Consider the following 17,618-nt stretch of genomic DNA (forward strand, 5'->3'; position numbering starts at 1 on the left):
CCCTGGCAATCACTGTGACCTACTAACCCCATTCATTGCCCGGGGGAGGGAAGGCCACCCTGCCCCCGGTTTTCACCGCACTTTTTACTAACGGAATTCGTAAGTGACCCACGCCTCATGCGCGGCCTCACACCGGACAGGCGTTCCGGCTACCCTGTGTGAGCACAAGTAAGAGGAGAGTTCCGTCCTATGCGCGCGCCGGACCGTAGAAGCGGTAGCGGCTGTGCGGGGCCCGGGGCCCGTGAGCGGCTTCCAGGTCCGCCTCACCGGCCGCAGCCGACCATTCTGCGACCTCCACCGCACGCTCCCCGTCGACCGTCAGGTGGAAGTGGGCCGCGAGCAGCCCCTCGTGCCCGGCGTCCGCCAGGGCGGCCGCCCGTGCGTCGGCCCATGCCCGCTGTTCCCCGGGTCCGCCGCCGGTGTCGTGACCGGTGACGACGAAGAGGTCCGCCTCGCCGTCGGCGCCGACTACCGCGCTGCGGTACAGGTGGGTGCGCTCCAGGCCGGGCCGCTCGATGCCCGGGACGCGGGCGTCGATACGGGCGACCCTCTCCGAGCGCCCTTCCCGGACGAAAGCGAGGTGGTCCTCGGCGCTCGTCCACTGTCCGTAGATGAACAGGCCGGCGCCGTCCACGTCCTCGAAGACGTGCGTGGCCAGCTGCACCTCCGGCGCGTCCGCCGCCGACACCTCCAGGAGGGCGTCGGCAGCGGCGCGCGTGCGTTCGGCGCTCCCGGTGATCCAGCGGCTGATGAAGGTTATTCCGGTGTCGGGGTGCTGTAGGGAAGCGATACGTGTCATGCCATGACACTCGCACCTCAACCGCAGTCGAGGTCAACTCGCGTCACATCACGTCACTTCACATCTTCCCTCTCACATCCCCCTCGCTCATCCGACAGGTGGGTTCGTCCTGCCCGACTGTGCGAGCAGGCGCCGGAGCCAGCGGGTACGGGCGTCGCGTGCGTCCCGGCTGAGGGCCGCCTTCGGGGCGATGCCGTCGAAGCCGTGGTACGCGCCGGGCCAGACGTGCAGTTCGGCCTGGCCGCCGGCCTGCCAGATCGCGTTCGCGTAGGCCACGTCCTCGTCCCGGAACATCTCGGCCGACCCCACCTCGATGTAGGCCGGGGGAAGCCCCGAGAGGTCCGTGGCGCGGGAGGGGGCCGCGTAGGGCGGCAGGTCGGCGGCGCCGTAGCGGTCGCCCAGCAGCGCCTTCCACACGGTCGTATGGGAGACCCGGTCCCACATGCCGAGGCCCGACATCTGGTAGGTGGAGAAGGTGGTGTCGCGGTCGTCGAGCATCGGGCACAGCAGCAGTTGCCCCAGTGGCTCGGGTCCGCCGCGGTCACGGTTCAGCAGGGCGAGGGCCGCGGCGAGACCGCCGCCGGCGCTCTTCCCGCCGATGATGATGCGGTCCGCGTCGATGCCGAGTTCGGCTGCGTGTTCCGCCGCCCAGACGAGTCCGGTGTAGCAGTCCTCCAGCGGTCCCGGGTACTGCGTCTGCGGCGCCAGCCGGTACTCGACCGAGATGACGGCCAGTTCCAGCGGGAGGACCCACTCGCGGAGGATCCGCGGAAGCACGGACCATGCGTTGCCCATGATCATCGCGCCCCCGTGCATGTAGTACAGCAGGGGGAGCGGCCCGGCGACCCCGGCCGGTCGTGCGCTCACGAGCGTGACGTCCGGTGCGTCCGGCGGCCCCGGCACATGGAGCTCCGTCACCTCGAACCGGCCGTCGGCGCGCAGAGCCTCGGCCGTCGGCCTGGGCCGGGACGCGGCGTCCCGCCGGCGCCGGGCTTCAAGGTTGTCCGGGGTGATCGGCTCCCTCGGCTCCTTGCTCAAGGCCTCCAGTACGACGTTGAGTTCGGGATCGAAGGGGGGTGCCGCCTTCGGTATCGGGACGCGGCCGGACGCCGACGGCACGCGGTCGTCACTCATGCCGTCACCCCCCGGTCGGACGACGGGATGCCGCGCGGTGCGCCGCCGGCATCCGCGCTGGAACTCCTCGGCTGCACACGCGTGCGCCCGGGAAACACTTGCCTGAGACCCATGCGGCGTAGCCAATCACACCGCCCGACCGATCACACCGCCCGACCGATCACACCGCCGGACCGATCACACCGCTGGGCAGCCCTGTTGCCCGGGCGGCCATCGCCGGTCAGGGAGCCGGTTCGAGGCCCCAGGCGACGGCCCGGCCCGCGGCGGCCACGCGGTTGGGGACGTCGAGTTTGGCGAGGATGTGCTCGATGTGGGTGGCGACGGTGCGCGGGCTGACGTAGAGGCGGTCGGCGATCTCCCGGTTGGTCCGCCCCTGGGTGAGTTCCGCCAGCACTTCGAGCTCGCGCGGGGAGAGCGCCGCGGGGCGGGTGACCGTACGGCACACGACGACCGTGCCGCCTCCCCCGCGGGTCAGGTGGAGTTCGAGCATCCGCTGCCGGTACGGCACCAGCACCGTTGCCGGCAGCGTCCGCCGTGCGGCCGTGCGCCGCAGCAGGGCCACGAGCGGGGAGCCGGCCTCGGTGAGGCCGGGGAGCGGCTCCCCGCTCACGGTCACCGGCGCTGCGCCCTTTCCGCTCCCGCGCTCCCCTCCGTCCTCGGCATCCGGCAGGAGTACGGCGCAAGCGTGGCCGGCGCCGCCGGGCCCCGTGGAGCGGTGTCCGGCGAGCGGGTCGGCGACGGCCGCGAGGCACTCGCCCAGCAGGGTCATCACGGCGCGGACGGCCGGCTGGTCGCACCGTGCCCGCGTCGTGCTGAGGTTGAGGATGCCCACGTACCGGCCGTCGGCGGAGAACAGGCACTGGGCCACGCCGTCCTGGACGCCGAGGGGTTCGAGGACCTCCTGGAAACCGGTGGAGGCCCCCCGTACCGGAGCGGGCACGTCGTGCCACCAGCTCGTGGTGCCCGGCGCGTGCCGGATGAGCGCGAAGGCCGGATCGTCGTGCAGGCGGGTCTCGATGTAGCGGGTGGTGCCCACCGGGTAGCTGCCGGCCAGCGTGACGTGGCGACGGAGCATCGGGTCCCACCGGGACAGCGACGCGTGGTCGTGGTCGATCACCGCGGACAGCGCCGTCAGGACGGCGTCGGCGTCGCCCTTCCCCCGCACGGCGTGGCGCGCCGCCTCGCGCACGTCCAGGGCGGCGCTCAGGACGTCCGTGGTGCTCGGCTGCGCTGCTGCTCTCATGGGCGTCGGCTCGGCTTCCATCCGCTCAGAATGATCATCCGGTGTGCGGGCGTCAAACGGCGAGTTCGTCGTGCACGACGTCGCCGCCGACGGCGGTGAACACGACCGGCATGACGGGGATGTGCCGCGGGTCGGCGGTCAGCAGGTCGCCCGCGAGCACGCACAGGTCGGCGACCTTGCCGACCTCCAGCGTGCCCTTCCAGTCCTCGGCGAAGTCCTGCCAGGCCGCGTCGGAGGTGTAGGTGCGGAGGGCCTCGGCGAGCCGGATGCGCTGGCCGGGTCCGCTGACGCGGCCGCCGGCCCTGGACTCGCGCAGCATCATCGTGGAGACGCCCTGCCGCCAGTCGGGGAGGGTGACGGGGGCGTCGGAGCCGCTGGTGACGATCACGCCTGCGTCGATAGCGTCCCGGTAGGGCCATTCGTACGCCGCCCGCTGCGGGCCGACGAACTGCTCCTCGAGGTCGGCGACGGTCCATTTGATGGTCGGGTTCATGTTGACGCCGAAGCCGTGCTGCGCCAGCGTCCGCATGCTGCGGGCGGTGAGGAAGTCGCCGTGGATGACGTAGTGCCTGGTGTCGGCCCGGGGATGCGCGGCGACGGCCGCGGCGAAGGCGTCGGCGACGGTGTCGATGGCCCGGTCGCCGGTGACGTGGACGCCGGCCTGGTAGCCGGCGGCGTGGGTGTACCGGATCATCTCGGTGATCTGGGCGACGCGCTCCTCGTCGGTCTCCCCGCCGACGCACAGCGAGCCGCAGCCGCCGCCGACGTACGGCTCGTGCATCCAGGCCGTCTTGTTGACCGGGATGCCGTCGGCGAACAGCTTGACGCCCAGGACGGCGAGGCGGCGGGGGTCGGTGGACGGGGGCTCGTCCATGGCCGCCAGGGTCCGTACGAACTCATCGGCCGTGCCGGCCATCCCGGCCGGCAGCAGCAGGACGCCGACCCGCGCGGTCAGTTCGCCGTCGGCGAGCAGGCGGCGGTAGACGTCGAGGGTGCTGTGGGCCATGGCGCCGCGCATCAGGGCGTCGCCGCCCGGGCCGAGGCCGGGCTCGGTGTAGCTGGTGATGCCGAGCCGGGCCAGGGTGCGCAGGGTGGCGCGGATCGCGTCGGCGCGCACTTCCGGGGAGAGGGCGGGCAGTGCCCGGTGGACGAGGTCCTGGGCGCCTTCCTGGAGGAGACCGGTGGGCTCGCCCGCCGCGTCGGTGACGATGACTCCTCCGGGCGGGGCGGGGGTGTTCCGGTCCACCCCGGCCCGTGCGAGCGCCGCGGAGTTGACCCAGGTGGCGTGGCCCGTGGTGGAGTACAGCAGGACGGGGTGGTCCGGGCTGACGGCGTCCAGATCGTGCCGGGCGGGCAGCCGGGAGGGGTCGGCGACGCACTCGGCGAGGTAGCCCGCGTCCCACCCGTATCCGCTGATCCACTCCCCCGCGGGGGTCGTCGCGGCCGCCTTCCGCACGGCCTCGGCCACGTCGGCCAGCGACTGCACGGCGGGGTGGGAGACGTCGACGGACAGCGGCGGCATGGTCAGCCCGAGGGCACAGCCGTGCAGGTGTGCGTCGTTGATGCCGGGGAGGAGCGTTCCGCCGCCGAGGTCGACGACCCGGGTGGCGGGGCCTGCGTGCGCCATGGCCTCCTCCCGGTCGCCGACCGCGCTGACGAGGCCGCCGGTGACCGCCAGGGCGGAGGCGACGGTGAAGCGGGAGTCGACGGTGAGGACCGAACCGTTGACGAAGACGAGATCTGCCGGAGTGCTGCCGGGCACGACGATGTCCTATCTGCCGGGGCTGGTTAAGGGGCTCCCGCGGAACCGCCGGGGAGGGGGAAGCGAAAGCGGCGGGGAAGCCGACAGCACTGTGCAGCCGGGCGGCGTTGGCGCACATCGGTCGTCCAACCGATGCCCGGGATGCTCGTCCGGCCGCCGAGGGCCCGAGTTCCCCGGCCGGACGACAGCCTGCAAAGCCGTGGCTCATGAGTAAAAGAACTCATGACGCCCGCCGAGATGCGGGAGACGATCGGCGAATGACGCTATCGAGAACGAGAACGCCGGCGGTCCGGCTCGGGGTGCTGCCGGTGATGATGCTGGCCGTGCTGGCGGCGGGGTGCGGAACACAGCGGTCAGGGGACACCGCCGACGCGGACCGGCGTTGGCAGCCGACGCCGACGCGCGCTGCGACGGGATCGTCGACGCCGAGTTCGCCGGTGGACCTCCCGTGTCCCGGTGAGAGCCCCGCTTCTGCGCCGCAGACAACCGCGCCTCCCTCGGGCCCGGCTGCGCCGCCCACCGACCACTACGCCGAGAACCACGGCTTCAGGGTTCCCCTCCCGCTGCGGGGTCAGAGCCGCTGCGACGGGCTCGCGGCCGTCCGGCGCATCAAGGACGCGCTCGAACCGCTGCGCGAGCGCGGAGACTTCGCTCCGGAGGACACCCGCAACGCACTCACCGGCCTCGGCTACTCCGCCGGGAAGGTGCAGGCGCACCGGAACGGCCCCACCGGGGTGGGCTTCCTCATCGACACCGGCGGCTCTCCGCGGTGTGTGGAGGGCACGATGGACCGCGCCTCCGTCAAGGCGGATGCCTTCGGGGGCTATCCCGACCACTCCGGCTGTGACGTTCCCTCAGGCGGCCACTGAACCGGGGCCGTCGCACCCGCCGGGCCCCGGGAGGCCGCTGAGCCCGGGTAGGACACCGGCGGGCGACGCCGCCTCGCCCATCGGTCAAAATGGACCAATGGCACACCCGTTCTACACCGATCACCAGGCCGGCCTCATCCAGCAGTACGTGACCACGCCGGAGGAAGCACCCCTCAGGTACCTCGACCTGCTGCACGGCAACTTCATCCGCATGCCGCAGCCGGAACAGCAGGCCTTCTTCGCCTCCCTCACCGAGGACGCCCGGGCGATCGCCGACGACGATCTACGGGCGCTGATGGGCACCGGGTGGCGCGGACGTCTGGTGGCCGGATGGCTGATCGGCATCGACGGGCGGACGCAGCACCGGCAGCTCCTGGGCGAACTGTTGCTGGAAAGCCGCATGCCCTTCGCGGGCCAGGGCTACTGCTTCGCCCTGGCCCGCTTCGCCACGCCCGCGGACGCCGCGCTCCTGATGACCTACCTCGACCACTGGCTCCGGCGCCCCGACAGCCGCTACGACCAGGAGTGGGCCCTCGGAGCGCTGCAGCACATCGATGCGCGCAACGCTTCCTCCCACGCCGAGCAGTTCCTCGCGCCGCAGGGCCTGTGGGACCGGTGGGTCGGGGTGGACGATCCGGATCTGTGCGACCAGCGCGTGCGGGGCTTCCACACACGGTTCCGATCGGCAGCCGGCCACCTGGGGCCGGCGCAGCGTGCGAGTGCGGGCCGGCTGTAGAGCACCAAGTTCCTCCCGATTGCCGTTGCACATCCGGCGGTCGGCAGACGCCTTACGTAACAGAGGAGCCACTGACACTCCTCCGGGGCGTAGGGGGGCGCCCCTTGGAACGTTTGAAGGGGTTTGCCGATCGTGATGCCAGATCATCTCGCGGACGGACTGCTGGTCGTCCTGCTCGTGGTGCTCGCCCTGCTCGTGCTGCTCGTGCTGCTCGTAAGGGCCTTCGGCCGGGACGCCTCGGTGGCGCCCGGCCACGCTCTGCTCCGGCGAGGAGGGCAGGGGTGACACGTACGCACCGTCCTCACCGACGCCCGGTCGCCGTGCTGCAGCCACGCCTTCCGGCGGATTTCAGGGCCTTCCACGAGCTCTACCGCAGCCGCTACGTGTACTGGGCGCAGCTGTACCTCTCCAGCTGGGCCGATGCGGAGGAGGCTGTCGACATCGCCTTCGAGCAGTTGTACTTCAACTGGTCGAAGGTGTTATCCAAGGCCAATCCGCGAGCCTATGCCTGGCGGGTCGTACGGCACCGGACCATCGACCTGGCCCGGGCCCGCGGTCGCCGGGCCGTGGCCGTCGACACCGCCGCCTTCGAGACCACCAGACTGGAGCAGGCCTGCGATCCGATCGGCGAGCTGGAGATCAGCCTGGAGATCTACCAGGCGGTCCAGGACCTTCCCGAGCGGCAGCACGACGTGTTCATCCTGCACCACGTGCTGGGGTACACCACCCGCGAGACCGCCGACGTCCTGGGCATCACCGAGGGCGGTGTCCGCTCCACCGCCCGCTACGCCCGCCACCGCCTCAACAAGGCCCTGGGGGCGGACCGCAACCCCGGGGGAAGAGACGACCGTGCCGAGGGAGGCCGAGGATGACCGAGCCCATCGACCGCCTGCTGGAGCACGCCCGCATCCACCGCCCGCCCTACACCCGCACCCGGGAAGCCGAAGAGCGCCTGACCGCACGGATCGCCGCCCGCACGTGGCAGGGGGCCCTGCGCGTCGACGACGCCCTGCAGCCCGCCTCCGTCCGCCCCGCGGCCGAACGCGCGGCCGTGCGCCGCTCCCTGCCCCGGCGGATCTTCCGGGAACACCTGCGGGCCTTGTGCGAGACCACCGCCACCCACGATCTGCACCGGCTGCGCGACTTCCTCGTCAGCCGGGTCCCCGAGCCGGACGGCGCGCTGGTCCTGGGTTGCGTCCTGCACCTCGCCGGCCGGGAGTACGGTGCCCGGTTCTGGTGGCAGTTCGCGGCGGGCGCGGGCGAGCTCTCCGCGGCGCTGTGCCTCTACCTCCACCACATGGCCCTGGGGGAGACCGACGAGGCCGATCTGTGGCACGAGCAGGCCGACCTCGGCAACGGCCTTCCCTGTGCTCCCGGACAGGACAGCCTCCGCGACCTGCGTGCCGTCCTGCGCTACACGATGGTCCAGCGCGGATACGTCACCCACGCGCCCTCGCCGGCCGTCACCGCCGTCATCGCCTACATCCCCGAGGCCCTCGACGACGCCGATGACGCCGACGTCGAGCTCCCTCTGCCCGGCCCCGATTTCGCCGAACGGATCGAAGAACTCACTGCCGGCGTTTGACGGCATCGCTCGCGTGCTTCCCCGCTGCCGGGTCTCCGGGCCCGGCAGCGGCAGCGGCAGCGGCAGCGGCAGCGGCAGCGGCAGCGGCAGCGGCAGCGGCAGCGGCAGCGGCAGCGGCAGCCGACCGTGCTCGCGGGGGCCGACCGTGCTCGCAGGGCCGGCGCCGTCAGACCATCCGCCTCTCCAGCCATGCCACGTCCCAGAAGGTGCCGAACTTGCGGCCCACCTGTTCGAGCACGCCCGCCGGGCGGAAGCCGAAGCGTTCGTGAAGCCGCATCGAGGCCGCGTTCGGCTGCGTGATGCCGGCGTACGCGCGGTGGACGTCCTCGTCCGCCAGGGCTTCGAAGAGCGTGCGGTACAGCAGGCCTCCGAGGCCGCGTCCCGTGTGGTCGGGACCGAGGTAGATGCTGGTCTCGACCGAGGTCTCGTACGCGCGCTTGTCCCGGAAGGGGCTGCTGGTGGCGTAGCCCAGCACCCGGCCCGCCTCCTCGGCCACGAGCAGGCGGTGGCGGCCGGTGGCGGGGTGGGAGTCCAGCCAGGCGCGGCGCCCCTCGACGGTGACCGGCTCGATGTCGAAGGTGATCGGGGTGTGGACCACGTAGTGGTTGTAGATCTCGGTGAGCTCGGTGAGGTCGCCGACCGCTCCCGGCCGGACACGTATGCCCGTCGTGACGCCCGTCGCCATATCCGTCATATCCGTCATATCCGCCGTGACGCCCGTCGTGGTCCCCGCCACGCTGTCGTGCATGGGTGCTCCCTTCGCTCCTGCCGGTTCCGGCTCGTCCCAGGCAGGTGCCCGGCGCCGGAACGTTACAAGGGGACTGTTACATGCATATTTCTCCCGGGCTCAGGTCCCCGGCCGTGCGGCTCCGGCCCGCGTTCCGCTCAGCGGTTGCCCGTACGGATCGCGCCCGCGCTCGCCGCCACCACCATCGCGACGGCGGCACACTGCAGCAGCGAGAGCCCCTGGTCCAGGACCAGGTAGCCCGCCATCGCGGCCAGGGCCGGCGCCAGGCTCGTCAGCACCGCGAACGTCGCTGCGGGCAGCCGTCGCAGGGCGAGCGTCTCCAGGGCGTAGGGCACGCCCGAGCTCATCACCGCGATGGCCAGGCCCAGCCCCAGCACCCCCGGTTCGAGCAGTGTCCCGCCCGCGGCCCCGATGCCCGGCGGCAGGCTGACCAGGGCGGCGACGGTCATCGCGATCGCCAGGCCGTCCAGACGCGGGAACCGGGCGCCCGCGCGGGCGTTGAGCACGATGTACGCCGCCCACATCGCCCCGGCTCCCAGCGCGAAGGCCACGCCCGCCACACCGAGCCGGCCGAAGTCGCCGCGGCCCAGCAGGAAGACCCCGGCCAGGGCGAGACCGGCCCACACCAGGCCTGCCGGGCGGCGCGAGGCGACGACCGACAGGAGCAGGGGCCCGAGCACTTCGAGGGTGACCGCCGCTCCCAGGGGGATGCGGTCGATCGCCTGGTAGAAGAGGATGTTCATGCCGCCGAGGGCCAGGCCGAACCCGACGGCCACCGACCAGTCGGCGCGCGAGTGGCCGCGCAGCCGGGGCCTGGTGACGACCAGCAGCAGCAACGCGGCGAAGGTCACCCGCAGTGCGACGGCGCCGAGCGCACCGGCCCGGGGGAACAGCAAGGCGGCGAAGGCCGACCCGAACTGGCCGGTCACCGCCCCGGCCAGCACCAGGCCGGCGCCGCCGAGGCTGCCGCGCCCGGCGGCGTGGCGAGTGACGAGGGGCGCGGCCGCCGTCGCGGAGGGGTTCTGCACCGTTGATGTCATGCCGTCCGATGTCATGCCGTCCACGCTAGGGACTCGGCCACGCGGCGTGAAATGCCTGATCGCCTGCGGTTATGCTCCTGAGGCATGACCATCGAGCTGCGGCACCTGCGTGCCTTCCTCGCCATCGCCGAGGCGGGCAACGTCACCCGCGCCGCCGCGCGCCTCCACATCGGCCAGCCCGCGCTCTCCCGCACCCTGCGCCGGATCGAGGACCACATGGGGGCCCGCCTCGTCGACCGTTCCACGCACCACCTCGAACTGACCGCCGAAGGCCGTACCTTCCGCGACAAGGCGGCCGCCGCCGTCGCCGCCGTCGACTTCGCCCTCGACCCCGGCCGGCTGCGCAGCTGGCCCCTGCGCCTCGGTCACACCTGGGCGGCGCTCGGCGACCACACCGTCCCCTTGCTGCGCCGCTGGGACGAGACGCACCCCGGCGTCCCCCTGGAGCTGCTCCGCGTCGACGACCGCACGGCGGGTCTCACGCAGGGCAAGGTCGACGCGGCCCTGCTGCGCGGCAGTGGTGCCGCCGCCACCGCCGGGCTCCGTACGGAGCTGCTGTCGTCGGAGGAGCGGGTGGTGGTCATGCCTGCGGACAGCCCGCTGGCGGCTCTCCCCCGGGTCACCCTGGCGGATCTCGCCGGCTGTCCGATCGCCCTCAACACCGTCTCCGGCACCACGACGATGGACCTGTGGCCCCCGTCGGCCCGCCCCGTCGCGACCATCGAGGTGACCAATACGGACGAGTGGCTCATCGCGATCGCCGCGGGCCGCGCCGTGGGGGTCTCCACCTCGGCCACCCCGAGCAACCACATGCATCCGTCGCTGGTCTACCGCCCCCTCGCGGACGCTCCGGCCGTCCCCGTCGTCCTGGCCTGGCGCGAGGGTCCGGGACACCCGGCCGTCCCGGACCTGCTGGCACTCGTACACGAGCTCCTCGCGAACGGATAGCACATAGCACGACGGCCGGGGCGATCACCTGTGGCGCTCGTCGGAATAGACCACCAGCGTCTGTTCCGGCCGTTCGGCCAAGTGGAATGCGGAATATACGAATTCCACCTCCTGGCCTCCCCGGCTCCGCAGCCGTTTGCGTCCGCCGTGCCGGTCCTGTACGTCGTACTGCGGCCACCAGGCGCGCACTTCCGCGCTGCCCGCGTTCAGCTCGTCGATCAGCCGGGTGTACCGGGGGTCGCCCGGGTGGCGTCCGGCGAGTGTCCGCAGCCGGGCGAGCAGGCCGCGTGCCTCGAGCTCCCAGTCGACCAGGACGTCCCGGGCCGCAGGTTCGAAGAACACCCAGCGGGCGATGTTCACCGGCCGGTCCGTCACCGCGGTGAGGTTCCGGAACAGCTCGTCGGCCGCCTGGTTGCAGCTGAGCACGTCATAGTTGCCGCTGATGATGTACGCCGGGTGCGGCTGGAGCAGGAGCGGGACGGCCGCCGCCTCCGCGGGGAGCGGCTCGGGCTCTTCGGTTCCGGTCACCGGCGCGTGACCGGCGAGTTGGAAGAGATGAGCCCGCTCGTGCCGGTTGAGCTGCAGCGCCGAGGCGAGGGCGTCGAGCACCTGGTCCGAGGCCCGGATGTCCCGGCCTTGTTCGAGGTACGTGTACCAGGTGGCGCTGATCCCGGCGAGGACCGCGAGTTCTTCCCGGCGGAGCCCGGGTGTCCGGCGTCGCCCGGTGTGGGGCAGCCCGACCTCGTCAGGGGTGATGCGCTCTCTGCGGCTGCGCAGGAAGGCGCCCAGCTCCCGGCGTTGGTCCAGTGGTTTCTGCATGGCGGTGGCATCCCTGGTTCCAGAATAAACACGCTCTGTATACCAGTGTGAACCCGCCGCAGACTGAGTCCCGGGCTGGGGGCCGCAACCCTCGCCGACGGCCGGTGAAGGCCACCCGGGCGCCGAACGGCCCCGGCGCGCACAGGGGTTCCGGGCGGTCGCCCGGAGCGCGATCCCCAAGGGAAAGGGAAGGGAAACCACCATGTCCGGAATCGACGGCAAGGTCGTGGCCATCACGGGAGCCGGCAGCGGCATCGGCGAGGCGACCGCACTCCTGCTTGCCGAGCGAGGCGCGCGACTCGTCCTGGGTGCGCGCCGGTCCGGGCGCCTCGTGGATCTGGTGGCGCGGATCGAGCAGGCGGGCGGCACGGCCGTGCAGATCCGCACGGACGTGACCCGGCGGGAGGACCTGCACGCTCTGGTCGCCCTCGCGGGCCGGAGGTTCGGCCGGCTCGACGTGCTGGTCAGCAACGCCGGGGCCGGTACGATCTCGCCCCTCGACGATCTGCGCGTCGACGAGTGGGACCAGATGGTCGACGTCAACATCAAAGGCGTCCTGCACGGGATCGGGGCCGCGCTGCCCGTCTTCCGGGCGCAGGGCACCGGTCACTTCATCACCATCGCCTCGACGGCCGCGTTCCGTATCGTGCCGGCCATGGCGGTCTACGCCGGCACGAAGTTCGCGGTCCGCGCCGTCTGCGAAGGACTGCGCCAGGAAGCCGGTGACTCCCTGCGGGTGACCACCGTCTCGCCTGGTGCAGTCGCGACCGACTTCGCCGAGGCGTCGACGAATCGGCAAGTGCGGGCGCGCATCACGGAGATGCGGGACCGGATCGCGATCCCGCCCGACGCGATCGCCCGGGCCGTCGCGTTCGCGATCGAGCAGCCGCCGGACGTCGACGTGAACGAGATCGTCGTCCGGCCCACCGCCCAGAACTGACTCCGGGTCGCACCGGATGCGGTGCCCGTGGCCGCCTCGCGGACATCCGGCAGCCGGAAGGGCTGCGGCGTCAGCGGGCGCCGTGGATGCAGAAGGGCTGTCCGGAGGGGTCCAGGAGGACGGTCCAGTGCTTGCCTCCGGGCTGGTGGCCGGGCTTGGTGGCGCCCATCTCCAGCAGCTGCTCCTCGGCTGCCCGGACGTCGTCGAACACGAGGTCCATGTGGAAGGGCAGCTCCTGCTCCGGCCATTGGGGAGCGGTGAAGGAGAGGGAGGTGTAGAAGAGGTACATCGTCCCGTTCACACGGAAGGCGAAGGCGACCTCGTCACCCTCCTCGTTCGGGAAGGCCTGCGTCACCTTGGTGCCCAGGGCGGTGGCGTAGAACTCGGCGAGCTTCCTGCCGTCGCGGGCCCACATCGCCTGGCACATGATCGTGCCGGACAGGGGTGCGGAGTGCGTGTGGGTGGCGGTGCCGGTGCGGCTGGTCATGCGGGAGTTTCCTTTCGCGTCGTCACGGGAGCGTTGTCACGGGACCATTCGCGTCGTCAGCGGACGACCTTGATGCCGAAGTGGGTGCCGAAGCCCAGGGCGAAGCCGATGGCGGAGTGCATGTGGGCGTACATCTCCATGCCGCGGGCGGCGACGAGGGGGCCGAGGTCGAGGACGTCGCTCCAGCCGTAGGCGGTGAGCAGGTCGGTGACGGTCTGCTTGGCGCCGGCGTTCTCGCCGGCGATGAACATGGTGTGCTCACCGCCACCGACGGCCTTCGGGTCGACGACGGTGGCCTGCTCCTGGGTGACGAAGGCCTTGACGACGTTCGTGTCCGGCAGCGCGCGCTGGATCTGCTCGCCGAGGCTGTCGCTGTCGCACGGGTCGAGCTTGGGCATCACGCCCCATGGTGTGGGCCAGGGGTGCTCGATCTCGGGGTTGTAGAGGTACGGCACCGCGTAGTCCACGAGCGTCTTGCCCGCCAGCTGCCCGGCGGCGGCCGACAGGGCGGCCACCGCGTTGTGACCGTCGATGCCGTTGATGACCAGCTCGGCCCGGTCGGCGGCATCCGCGAAGGTGTGCAGCTCGATGCCGGGGTGCCCGGCGAGCCAGGCCCCGAACGGCGGGGTGCCCATCATGTCGGGCTCGGTGCGCGCGAGGGTGACCCGGGGGGCGCGTGTGCCGACGTGGACCTCGTGTCCGAGCTCGGCGAGCTTGGCGATGTGGGCGCGGGCGCCGCCACCGGTACCGAGAACAGCGATTTTCATGGAAAGCTCCCGTTTTGTTCGTGCGGACGTATCCACAGTAGGAGGACTTCAGGACAGCCTGTGTCCTTTGACTCGGGCAGGGTGGGGTTCATGACGAGCGACATGACCGCCCGCACGCTGCGGCTGCTGTCCCTGCTGCAGACCCGGCGCGAATGGTCCGGCGCCGACCTCGCCGACCGCCTGGGCGTCACCGTGCGCACGCTCCGCCGCGACATCGACCGCCTGCGCGACCTGGGCTATCCGGTCGACAGCTCCCGCGGGCACACCGGTGGCTACCGCCTGTCCTCCGGAACCGGCCTGCCGCCCCTGCTCCTCGATGACGCCGAAGCCGTCGCCGTCACGGTGGCCCTGCGCACCGCCGCGGGCGGTCTGGCCGGCATCGAGGAGAGCGCGCTGCGGGCCCTGGCCAAGCTGGAGCAGGTACTGCCCCGCCGCCTGCGCGGCCAGGTCGCCGCCCTGCAGGGCTCCCTGGCCGGCATCACGTGGGAGTCCCGCGGGCCGCGGGCCGACCCGGCGCTCCTGGCCGCCCTGGCCGTCGCCTGCCGCGACCACGAGATCATCACCTTCGACTACGCCGATCGCCACGGCATGACGACCTCGCGCCGGGCCGAGCCCTGTCACCTGATCGACTCCGGAGGCCTGTGGTACCTCCTCGCCCACGACACCGGCAGGGACGACTGGCGTATCTTCCGCCTCGACCGCATCACCGATCCCACGCCCACCGGCCGACGGGTTCCTCCGCGCGAGATCCCCGGGGCCGACCCCGCCGCCTTCGTCGCCGGCCGGCTGTCGGCCGCCCCGACCCGCTACCGCGCGATCGCCACCGTCCACGCCCCCGCCGACCACGTCCGCGCCCGCACCCGGTACCTGGCCACCCGTATCCGGCCCGTCGACGAGGCGTCCTGCCGGGTCGACGCCTCCGACGACAGCCTCACCCGCATCGCCCGGACCCTCGCCGGCCTCGGCACCGACTACACCCTCGACGCCGACCCGGCCGTCCTCGACCACCTCCGCGAAACCGCGCGCCGCATCCTGCGCGCCACGGGCTGAACCCGTCCGCCGTGTGGAGCGCCTCCCGCCGGCCCGGAGTGTGCGTCCTGGGCGCAGCGATCTCGTCGGCCATCGTCCTGGTCCGGCTGACGGAACCCCGCGCGGCGCGGCAACAGACGCGCCGCGCCCGGCAGACCGGTCGCACCACACCGGCGGAGATGCTGTGCCGGACTACTTGGATTCCGTCCCGGCGGTGGTGCAGAGCGTGTCGGACGCCGGGCGCTGTCCGGTCGTGAGGAACGTGGTCACGGCACGGTCGGCGCAGGCTCCGGCCCGCTTGCTGTCCTCCCCCGCACGCGCGGCGTTGCCGAGGTAGACGCCGTGGCCTCCCGCGTCGACGCCGACCATCCGGGCGCGCTCGCCGAACGCCTCGCGCATCTTCAGGGCGCCGCGGTACGGCGTGGCGGGGTCGCGCAGGCTCTGCACCATCAGGACGTTGGACGGTCCGTCGGACGTGATGCGGGTGGGCTTGCCGGCGGGCCGGTCCTTCCAGAACGCGCACGGCGTCACGCTGACGGGCATCCCGGCGGTGAGGGGGTGCCGTATGCGGTCGGCACGGACGTCACGCGCGTACTCCGGGACCGAGCGCGGCCAGTGCACGTCGTTGCAGACGACCGCCATGTTCACCGTCGCATCGGCCGACGAGACGGACGGGAGCTCGTACGGGACCGGTTTGCCGCCCGCGTCCCGGGCCGTGACGACCAGCGCGGCGAACTGCTCGAAGGCCGCGTCGGAGTACAGCGCCTGCTGCATCACCATGCGCAGGCGGTTCCCCGTGAGCTGCCCCTTGCCGTCCGCCGACCGCTCAGGAACCCCGTCGAGCCGCTTCGCGAGGGAGAGGAACAGCGGCCGCACGTCCTCGGCGCGCGCGGCGACCCGGTGCTTCGCGTCCCGCTCGGGCGCGGCGGCCCAGCGGGCGAAGTCGGGGAAGCGGTCGTCCGCGGCCGCCGACATGTTCGCCAGCCACCCGCGCGCGACCCGGCCCGGGTCCGGGTCCCCGCTGCTGTCCAGCACCCAGCGGTCCGTGCGCTCCGGGTACTTCTGCGCGTAGACCGCCCCGACGTACGTGCCGTACGAGATCGCCCACGCCGACAGCTTCTCCTCGCCGAGCGCCCGGCGGAGGCTCTCGATGTCGCGCACCTCGTTGGCGGTGGTCAGCGACCGCATGACCTCGCCGCCGTTGCGGGCGCATGCTTCGGCGATGCGGCGGCTGCGCGCGACGCTGTCTCCGATGTCCCCGTCGGCCCGCGGCCAGGAACGCAGGTGGGCGGGCTCCAGATCGTCCGCCCCGAGCTTGCAGTCGGCCCGCGTGCTGTCCCCGACCCCGCGCGGGTCGAAGCTCACGAGGTCGTACGTCCCGCCGGTCTCCTTGCGCAGGGCCTCACCCTTCCTGGCCAGTCTGTCGACCCCCGAGCTCCCGGGCCCACCCGGTATGACCAGCAGCGTCCCCCGCCGGGCCGTGGGCTTGTCGCTGCGGATCCGGGACACGGCGATGCCGACGGTGCGGCCGTCCGGCTTGCCGTAGTCGAGGGGGACGGCGAGGGTGGCGCACTCCGTGCCGCCGGGCATGCCGTCGTGGGTGCCGTCGAGGCCGGCCTGACAGTCGTGCCAGTCGAGGCCGGGGGTGGTGGGTCGGGTGGTTCCGGCCTTCGGAGTGCCGGGCCCGGCAGCGGGCGAGGCCGCCGCCGGGGAGGCGGCGACGGCGGTGGCCACGGTCGCCGTGGCGAGGGCGAACAGGAGGGCCTTGCGCTTGGTGGAGACCTGCGAGGTCGTAAGTGCCATGCGGGACATGCTTGTTGATCAGGGCCGCCGAGACCATCAGGGAAGCCACCCATGCGGGGTGGGGGTAGCCCTCGGGTCCGTATCGGGGTGAGCCCATAATCATCGGGAATCATCGGCTCCGGAGAGGAGAAACCGGTACGTGAGAGAGGCGGGTCCGAGGGTGTCGCTGTGTGCGGAGATGGACGAGGCGTGGCAGAAGAGCGAGGTGCTCCAGCACGTCGACGTGCTGGAGGGCTTCCTGGTCTCGCGGTATCCCGGTGGTGGCGACGGAGACGGTGACACGGGCCGGGACGGTGACGCGCGCGAGGGCGCCGGCGACGGGGGCGAGAGCGCGGCCGCGGCACGCCGGAGGGTGGCCGACACGGCGGCGTCCGCACGGCGCGCGCTGGAGGGCGGCGACCTCGACGAGGCCCGGCGCCGGGCGGACGACCTCGCGCACGAAGCGGAGGCCTGGGCCGGCCACCCCCACTTCCCGCCCGCCCCGAGCCACTACGATGCCGACGCCCGGGTCCACGACTACGCGAAGGACCTGGCGCGGGGCTTCCTGTCGTCGAAGCACCGGGACGACCTGGCGACGATCCGCCTCTCCCTCACTGTCTGCCGGTCGCGCATCATCCGGCTCTGCCATCTGACCGCCCGTGACCGCCAGGACTTCCACTACATCTGCGGCCGCATCTCGATGTGCCTCGATCTGGGCCACGTGGAGACGGCGCGCCGGGAGCTGGCCCGGCTGAGGGAGATCGACGAGCGGTACCGGGGAATGCCGTGCCCGGCGGCGTGAGCGGGCCGGCTGTCCGGCCGGGCCCGGCCGGCCCGCCTGTGCCCGGCCGGCCCGCCTCTGCGCGGCCGACCCGCCTGTGCGTCGTCGTCCGAAAGTCGCCTCTGCATTTTCGTCCGCCACATTGATGC

The 17,618-nt window shown here is 72.4% G+C and carries 19 protein-coding genes; 9 read left to right on the forward strand and 10 right to left on the reverse strand.

All coding sequences use genetic code 11. From position 1 onward, the window contains the following. Positions 1 to 187: 187 nt before the first annotated feature. The 4 genes from NQU55_RS19010 to NQU55_RS19025 form a co-directional block, all read right to left on the reverse strand. A complete protein-coding gene (locus tag NQU55_RS19010) occupies positions 188 to 799 on the reverse strand; it encodes an antibiotic biosynthesis monooxygenase (protein WP_168096873.1) in 612 nt (203 codons plus the stop codon). A gap of 87 nt (positions 800 to 886) precedes the next feature. Beyond that, on the reverse strand, positions 887 to 1,933 hold the full coding sequence (locus NQU55_RS19015; RefSeq protein WP_168096874.1) for an alpha/beta hydrolase: 1,047 nt from the start codon (positions 1,931 to 1,933) through the stop codon (positions 887 to 889). 220 nt (positions 1,934 to 2,153) lie between these two features. Continuing rightward, complete coding sequence (locus NQU55_RS19020) at positions 2,154 to 3,176, reverse strand: helix-turn-helix transcriptional regulator (RefSeq protein WP_240976947.1); 1,023 nt, start codon at positions 3,174 to 3,176, stop codon at positions 2,154 to 2,156. Positions 3,177 to 3,228: 52 nt separating this feature from the next. Beyond that, positions 3,229 to 4,938: an amidohydrolase gene (locus NQU55_RS19025; RefSeq protein ID WP_168096092.1), complete on the reverse strand. Its 1,710-nt coding sequence runs from the start codon at positions 4,936 to 4,938 to the stop codon at positions 3,229 to 3,231. Positions 4,939 to 5,195: 257 nt separating this feature from the next. Between NQU55_RS19025 and NQU55_RS19030 the strand changes: the two genes are divergently transcribed. The 5 genes from NQU55_RS19030 (at position 5,196) to NQU55_RS19050 (ending at position 8,128) form a co-directional block, all read left to right on the forward strand. After that, positions 5,196 to 5,807: a hypothetical protein gene (locus tag NQU55_RS19030; protein WP_168096091.1), complete on the forward strand. Its 612-nt coding sequence runs from the start codon at positions 5,196 to 5,198 to the stop codon at positions 5,805 to 5,807. A 97-nt stretch (positions 5,808 to 5,904) separates the two neighbouring features. Beyond that, entirely contained in the window at positions 5,905 to 6,543 is a 639-nt protein-coding gene (locus tag NQU55_RS19035) for a DUF6000 family protein (protein WP_168096090.1), read from the forward strand. 135 nt (positions 6,544 to 6,678) lie between these two features. Then, positions 6,679 to 6,828: a hypothetical protein gene (locus tag NQU55_RS19040; protein ID WP_168096991.1), complete on the forward strand. Its 150-nt coding sequence runs from the start codon at positions 6,679 to 6,681 to the stop codon at positions 6,826 to 6,828. Next, positions 6,825 to 7,415, forward strand: coding sequence for an RNA polymerase sigma factor (locus NQU55_RS19045; protein ID WP_256790882.1), 591 nt, complete (start codon positions 6,825 to 6,827; stop codon positions 7,413 to 7,415). Before NQU55_RS19040 ends, NQU55_RS19045 begins: the two co-directional genes overlap by 4 nt. After that, positions 7,412 to 8,128 carry a hypothetical protein gene (locus tag NQU55_RS19050; protein WP_168096992.1) on the forward strand — a complete coding sequence of 239 codons (717 nt, stop codon included), beginning with the start codon at positions 7,412 to 7,414 and terminating at the stop codon, positions 8,126 to 8,128. The genes NQU55_RS19045 and NQU55_RS19050 overlap by 4 nt, the downstream gene beginning before the upstream one ends. Before the next feature lie 166 nt (positions 8,129 to 8,294). Here the strand turns inward: NQU55_RS19050 and NQU55_RS19055 are convergent, their stop codons facing one another. Together NQU55_RS19055 and NQU55_RS19060 are read right to left on the reverse strand one after the other, a co-directional pair. After that, complete coding sequence (locus NQU55_RS19055; RefSeq protein WP_256790915.1) at positions 8,295 to 8,813, reverse strand: GNAT family N-acetyltransferase; 519 nt, start codon at positions 8,811 to 8,813, stop codon at positions 8,295 to 8,297. Positions 8,814 to 9,013: 200 nt separating this feature from the next. After that, positions 9,014 to 9,931 (reverse strand): EamA family transporter, encoded by a 918-nt coding sequence (locus NQU55_RS19060; RefSeq protein ID WP_372504744.1) that lies wholly within the window; start codon positions 9,929 to 9,931, stop codon positions 9,014 to 9,016. 69 nt (positions 9,932 to 10,000) lie between these two features. Between NQU55_RS19060 and NQU55_RS19065 the strand changes: the two genes are divergently transcribed. Next, the gene (locus tag NQU55_RS19065; RefSeq protein ID WP_168096642.1) at positions 10,001 to 10,864 is read left to right on the forward strand and encodes a LysR family transcriptional regulator; all 864 of its coding nucleotides are present in this window, start codon (positions 10,001 to 10,003) and stop codon (positions 10,862 to 10,864) included. Positions 10,865 to 10,888: 24 nt separating this feature from the next. Here the strand turns inward: NQU55_RS19065 and NQU55_RS19070 are convergent, their stop codons facing one another. After that, complete coding sequence (locus NQU55_RS19070; protein WP_256790883.1) at positions 10,889 to 11,683, reverse strand: helix-turn-helix transcriptional regulator; 795 nt, start codon at positions 11,681 to 11,683, stop codon at positions 10,889 to 10,891. 202 nt (positions 11,684 to 11,885) lie between these two features. On the opposite strand from NQU55_RS19070, the gene NQU55_RS19075 reads away from it, so the two are divergent. After that, positions 11,886 to 12,623, forward strand: coding sequence for an SDR family oxidoreductase (locus NQU55_RS19075; RefSeq protein ID WP_168095242.1), 738 nt, complete (start codon positions 11,886 to 11,888; stop codon positions 12,621 to 12,623). Positions 12,624 to 12,693: 70 nt separating this feature from the next. Here NQU55_RS19075 and NQU55_RS19080 read toward each other — a convergent pair whose 3' ends face one another. Together NQU55_RS19080 and NQU55_RS19085 are read right to left on the reverse strand one after the other, a co-directional pair. After that, positions 12,694 to 13,110 carry a VOC family protein gene (locus tag NQU55_RS19080; RefSeq protein ID WP_168095243.1) on the reverse strand — a complete coding sequence of 139 codons (417 nt, stop codon included), beginning with the start codon at positions 13,108 to 13,110 and terminating at the stop codon, positions 12,694 to 12,696. A 56-nt stretch (positions 13,111 to 13,166) separates the two neighbouring features. Continuing rightward, positions 13,167 to 13,877 carry an NADPH-dependent F420 reductase gene (locus tag NQU55_RS19085; protein WP_168095244.1) on the reverse strand — a complete coding sequence of 237 codons (711 nt, stop codon included), beginning with the start codon at positions 13,875 to 13,877 and terminating at the stop codon, positions 13,167 to 13,169. 90 nt (positions 13,878 to 13,967) lie between these two features. Between NQU55_RS19085 and NQU55_RS19090 the strand changes: the two genes are divergently transcribed. Continuing rightward, entirely contained in the window at positions 13,968 to 14,927 is a 960-nt protein-coding gene (locus NQU55_RS19090; protein WP_168095245.1) for a helix-turn-helix transcriptional regulator, read from the forward strand. A 171-nt stretch (positions 14,928 to 15,098) separates the two neighbouring features. On the opposite strand, the gene NQU55_RS19095 is transcribed toward NQU55_RS19090, so the two are convergent. Then, positions 15,099 to 16,709: an alpha/beta hydrolase gene (locus NQU55_RS19095; RefSeq protein WP_168095246.1), complete on the reverse strand. Its 1,611-nt coding sequence runs from the start codon at positions 16,707 to 16,709 to the stop codon at positions 15,099 to 15,101. Positions 16,710 to 16,848: 139 nt separating this feature from the next. Between NQU55_RS19095 and NQU55_RS19100 the strand changes: the two genes are divergently transcribed. After that, entirely contained in the window at positions 16,849 to 17,490 is a 642-nt protein-coding gene (locus NQU55_RS19100; protein WP_168095247.1) for a hypothetical protein, read from the forward strand. Positions 17,491 to 17,618: the final 128 nt, after the last annotated feature.

The organism is Streptomyces telluris, from assembly GCF_024519335.1.
GTDB classification, from domain to species: domain Bacteria; phylum Actinomycetota; class Actinomycetes; order Streptomycetales; family Streptomycetaceae; genus Streptomyces; species Streptomyces telluris.

Bases quoted from the DNA above. Each gene is read 5' to 3' on its own strand.
- NQU55_RS19010 (WP_168096873.1), bottom strand. From the start codon at position 799: ATGACACGTATCGCTTCCCTACAGCACCCCGACACCGGAATAACCTTC.
- NQU55_RS19015 (WP_168096874.1), bottom strand. From the start codon at position 1,933: ATGAGTGACGACCGCGTGCCGTCGGCGTCCGGCCGCGTCCCGATACCG.
- NQU55_RS19020 (WP_240976947.1), bottom strand. From the start codon at position 3,176: ATGAGAGCAGCAGCGCAGCCGAGCACCACGGACGTCCTGAGCGCCGCC.
- NQU55_RS19030 (WP_168096091.1), top strand. From the start codon at position 5,196: ATGACGCTATCGAGAACGAGAACGCCGGCGGTCCGGCTCGGGGTGCTG.
- NQU55_RS19035 (WP_168096090.1), top strand. From the start codon at position 5,905: ATGGCACACCCGTTCTACACCGATCACCAGGCCGGCCTCATCCAGCAG.
- NQU55_RS19040 (WP_168096991.1), top strand. From the start codon at position 6,679: ATGCCAGATCATCTCGCGGACGGACTGCTGGTCGTCCTGCTCGTGGTG.
- NQU55_RS19050 (WP_168096992.1), top strand. From the start codon at position 7,412: ATGACCGAGCCCATCGACCGCCTGCTGGAGCACGCCCGCATCCACCGC.
- NQU55_RS19055 (WP_256790915.1), bottom strand. From the start codon at position 8,813: ATGGCGACGGGCGTCACGACGGGCATACGTGTCCGGCCGGGAGCGGTC.
- NQU55_RS19060 (WP_372504744.1), bottom strand. From the start codon at position 9,931: ATGACATCGGACGGCATGACATCAACGGTGCAGAACCCCTCCGCGACG.
- NQU55_RS19065 (WP_168096642.1), top strand. From the start codon at position 10,001: ATGACCATCGAGCTGCGGCACCTGCGTGCCTTCCTCGCCATCGCCGAG.
- NQU55_RS19070 (WP_256790883.1), bottom strand. From the start codon at position 11,683: ATGCAGAAACCACTGGACCAACGCCGGGAGCTGGGCGCCTTCCTGCGC.
- NQU55_RS19075 (WP_168095242.1), top strand. From the start codon at position 11,886: ATGTCCGGAATCGACGGCAAGGTCGTGGCCATCACGGGAGCCGGCAGC.
- NQU55_RS19080 (WP_168095243.1), bottom strand. From the start codon at position 13,110: ATGACCAGCCGCACCGGCACCGCCACCCACACGCACTCCGCACCCCTG.
- NQU55_RS19085 (WP_168095244.1), bottom strand. From the start codon at position 13,877: ATGAAAATCGCTGTTCTCGGTACCGGTGGCGGCGCCCGCGCCCACATC.
- NQU55_RS19090 (WP_168095245.1), top strand. From the start codon at position 13,968: ATGACGAGCGACATGACCGCCCGCACGCTGCGGCTGCTGTCCCTGCTG.
- NQU55_RS19095 (WP_168095246.1), bottom strand. From the start codon at position 16,709: ATGGCACTTACGACCTCGCAGGTCTCCACCAAGCGCAAGGCCCTCCTG.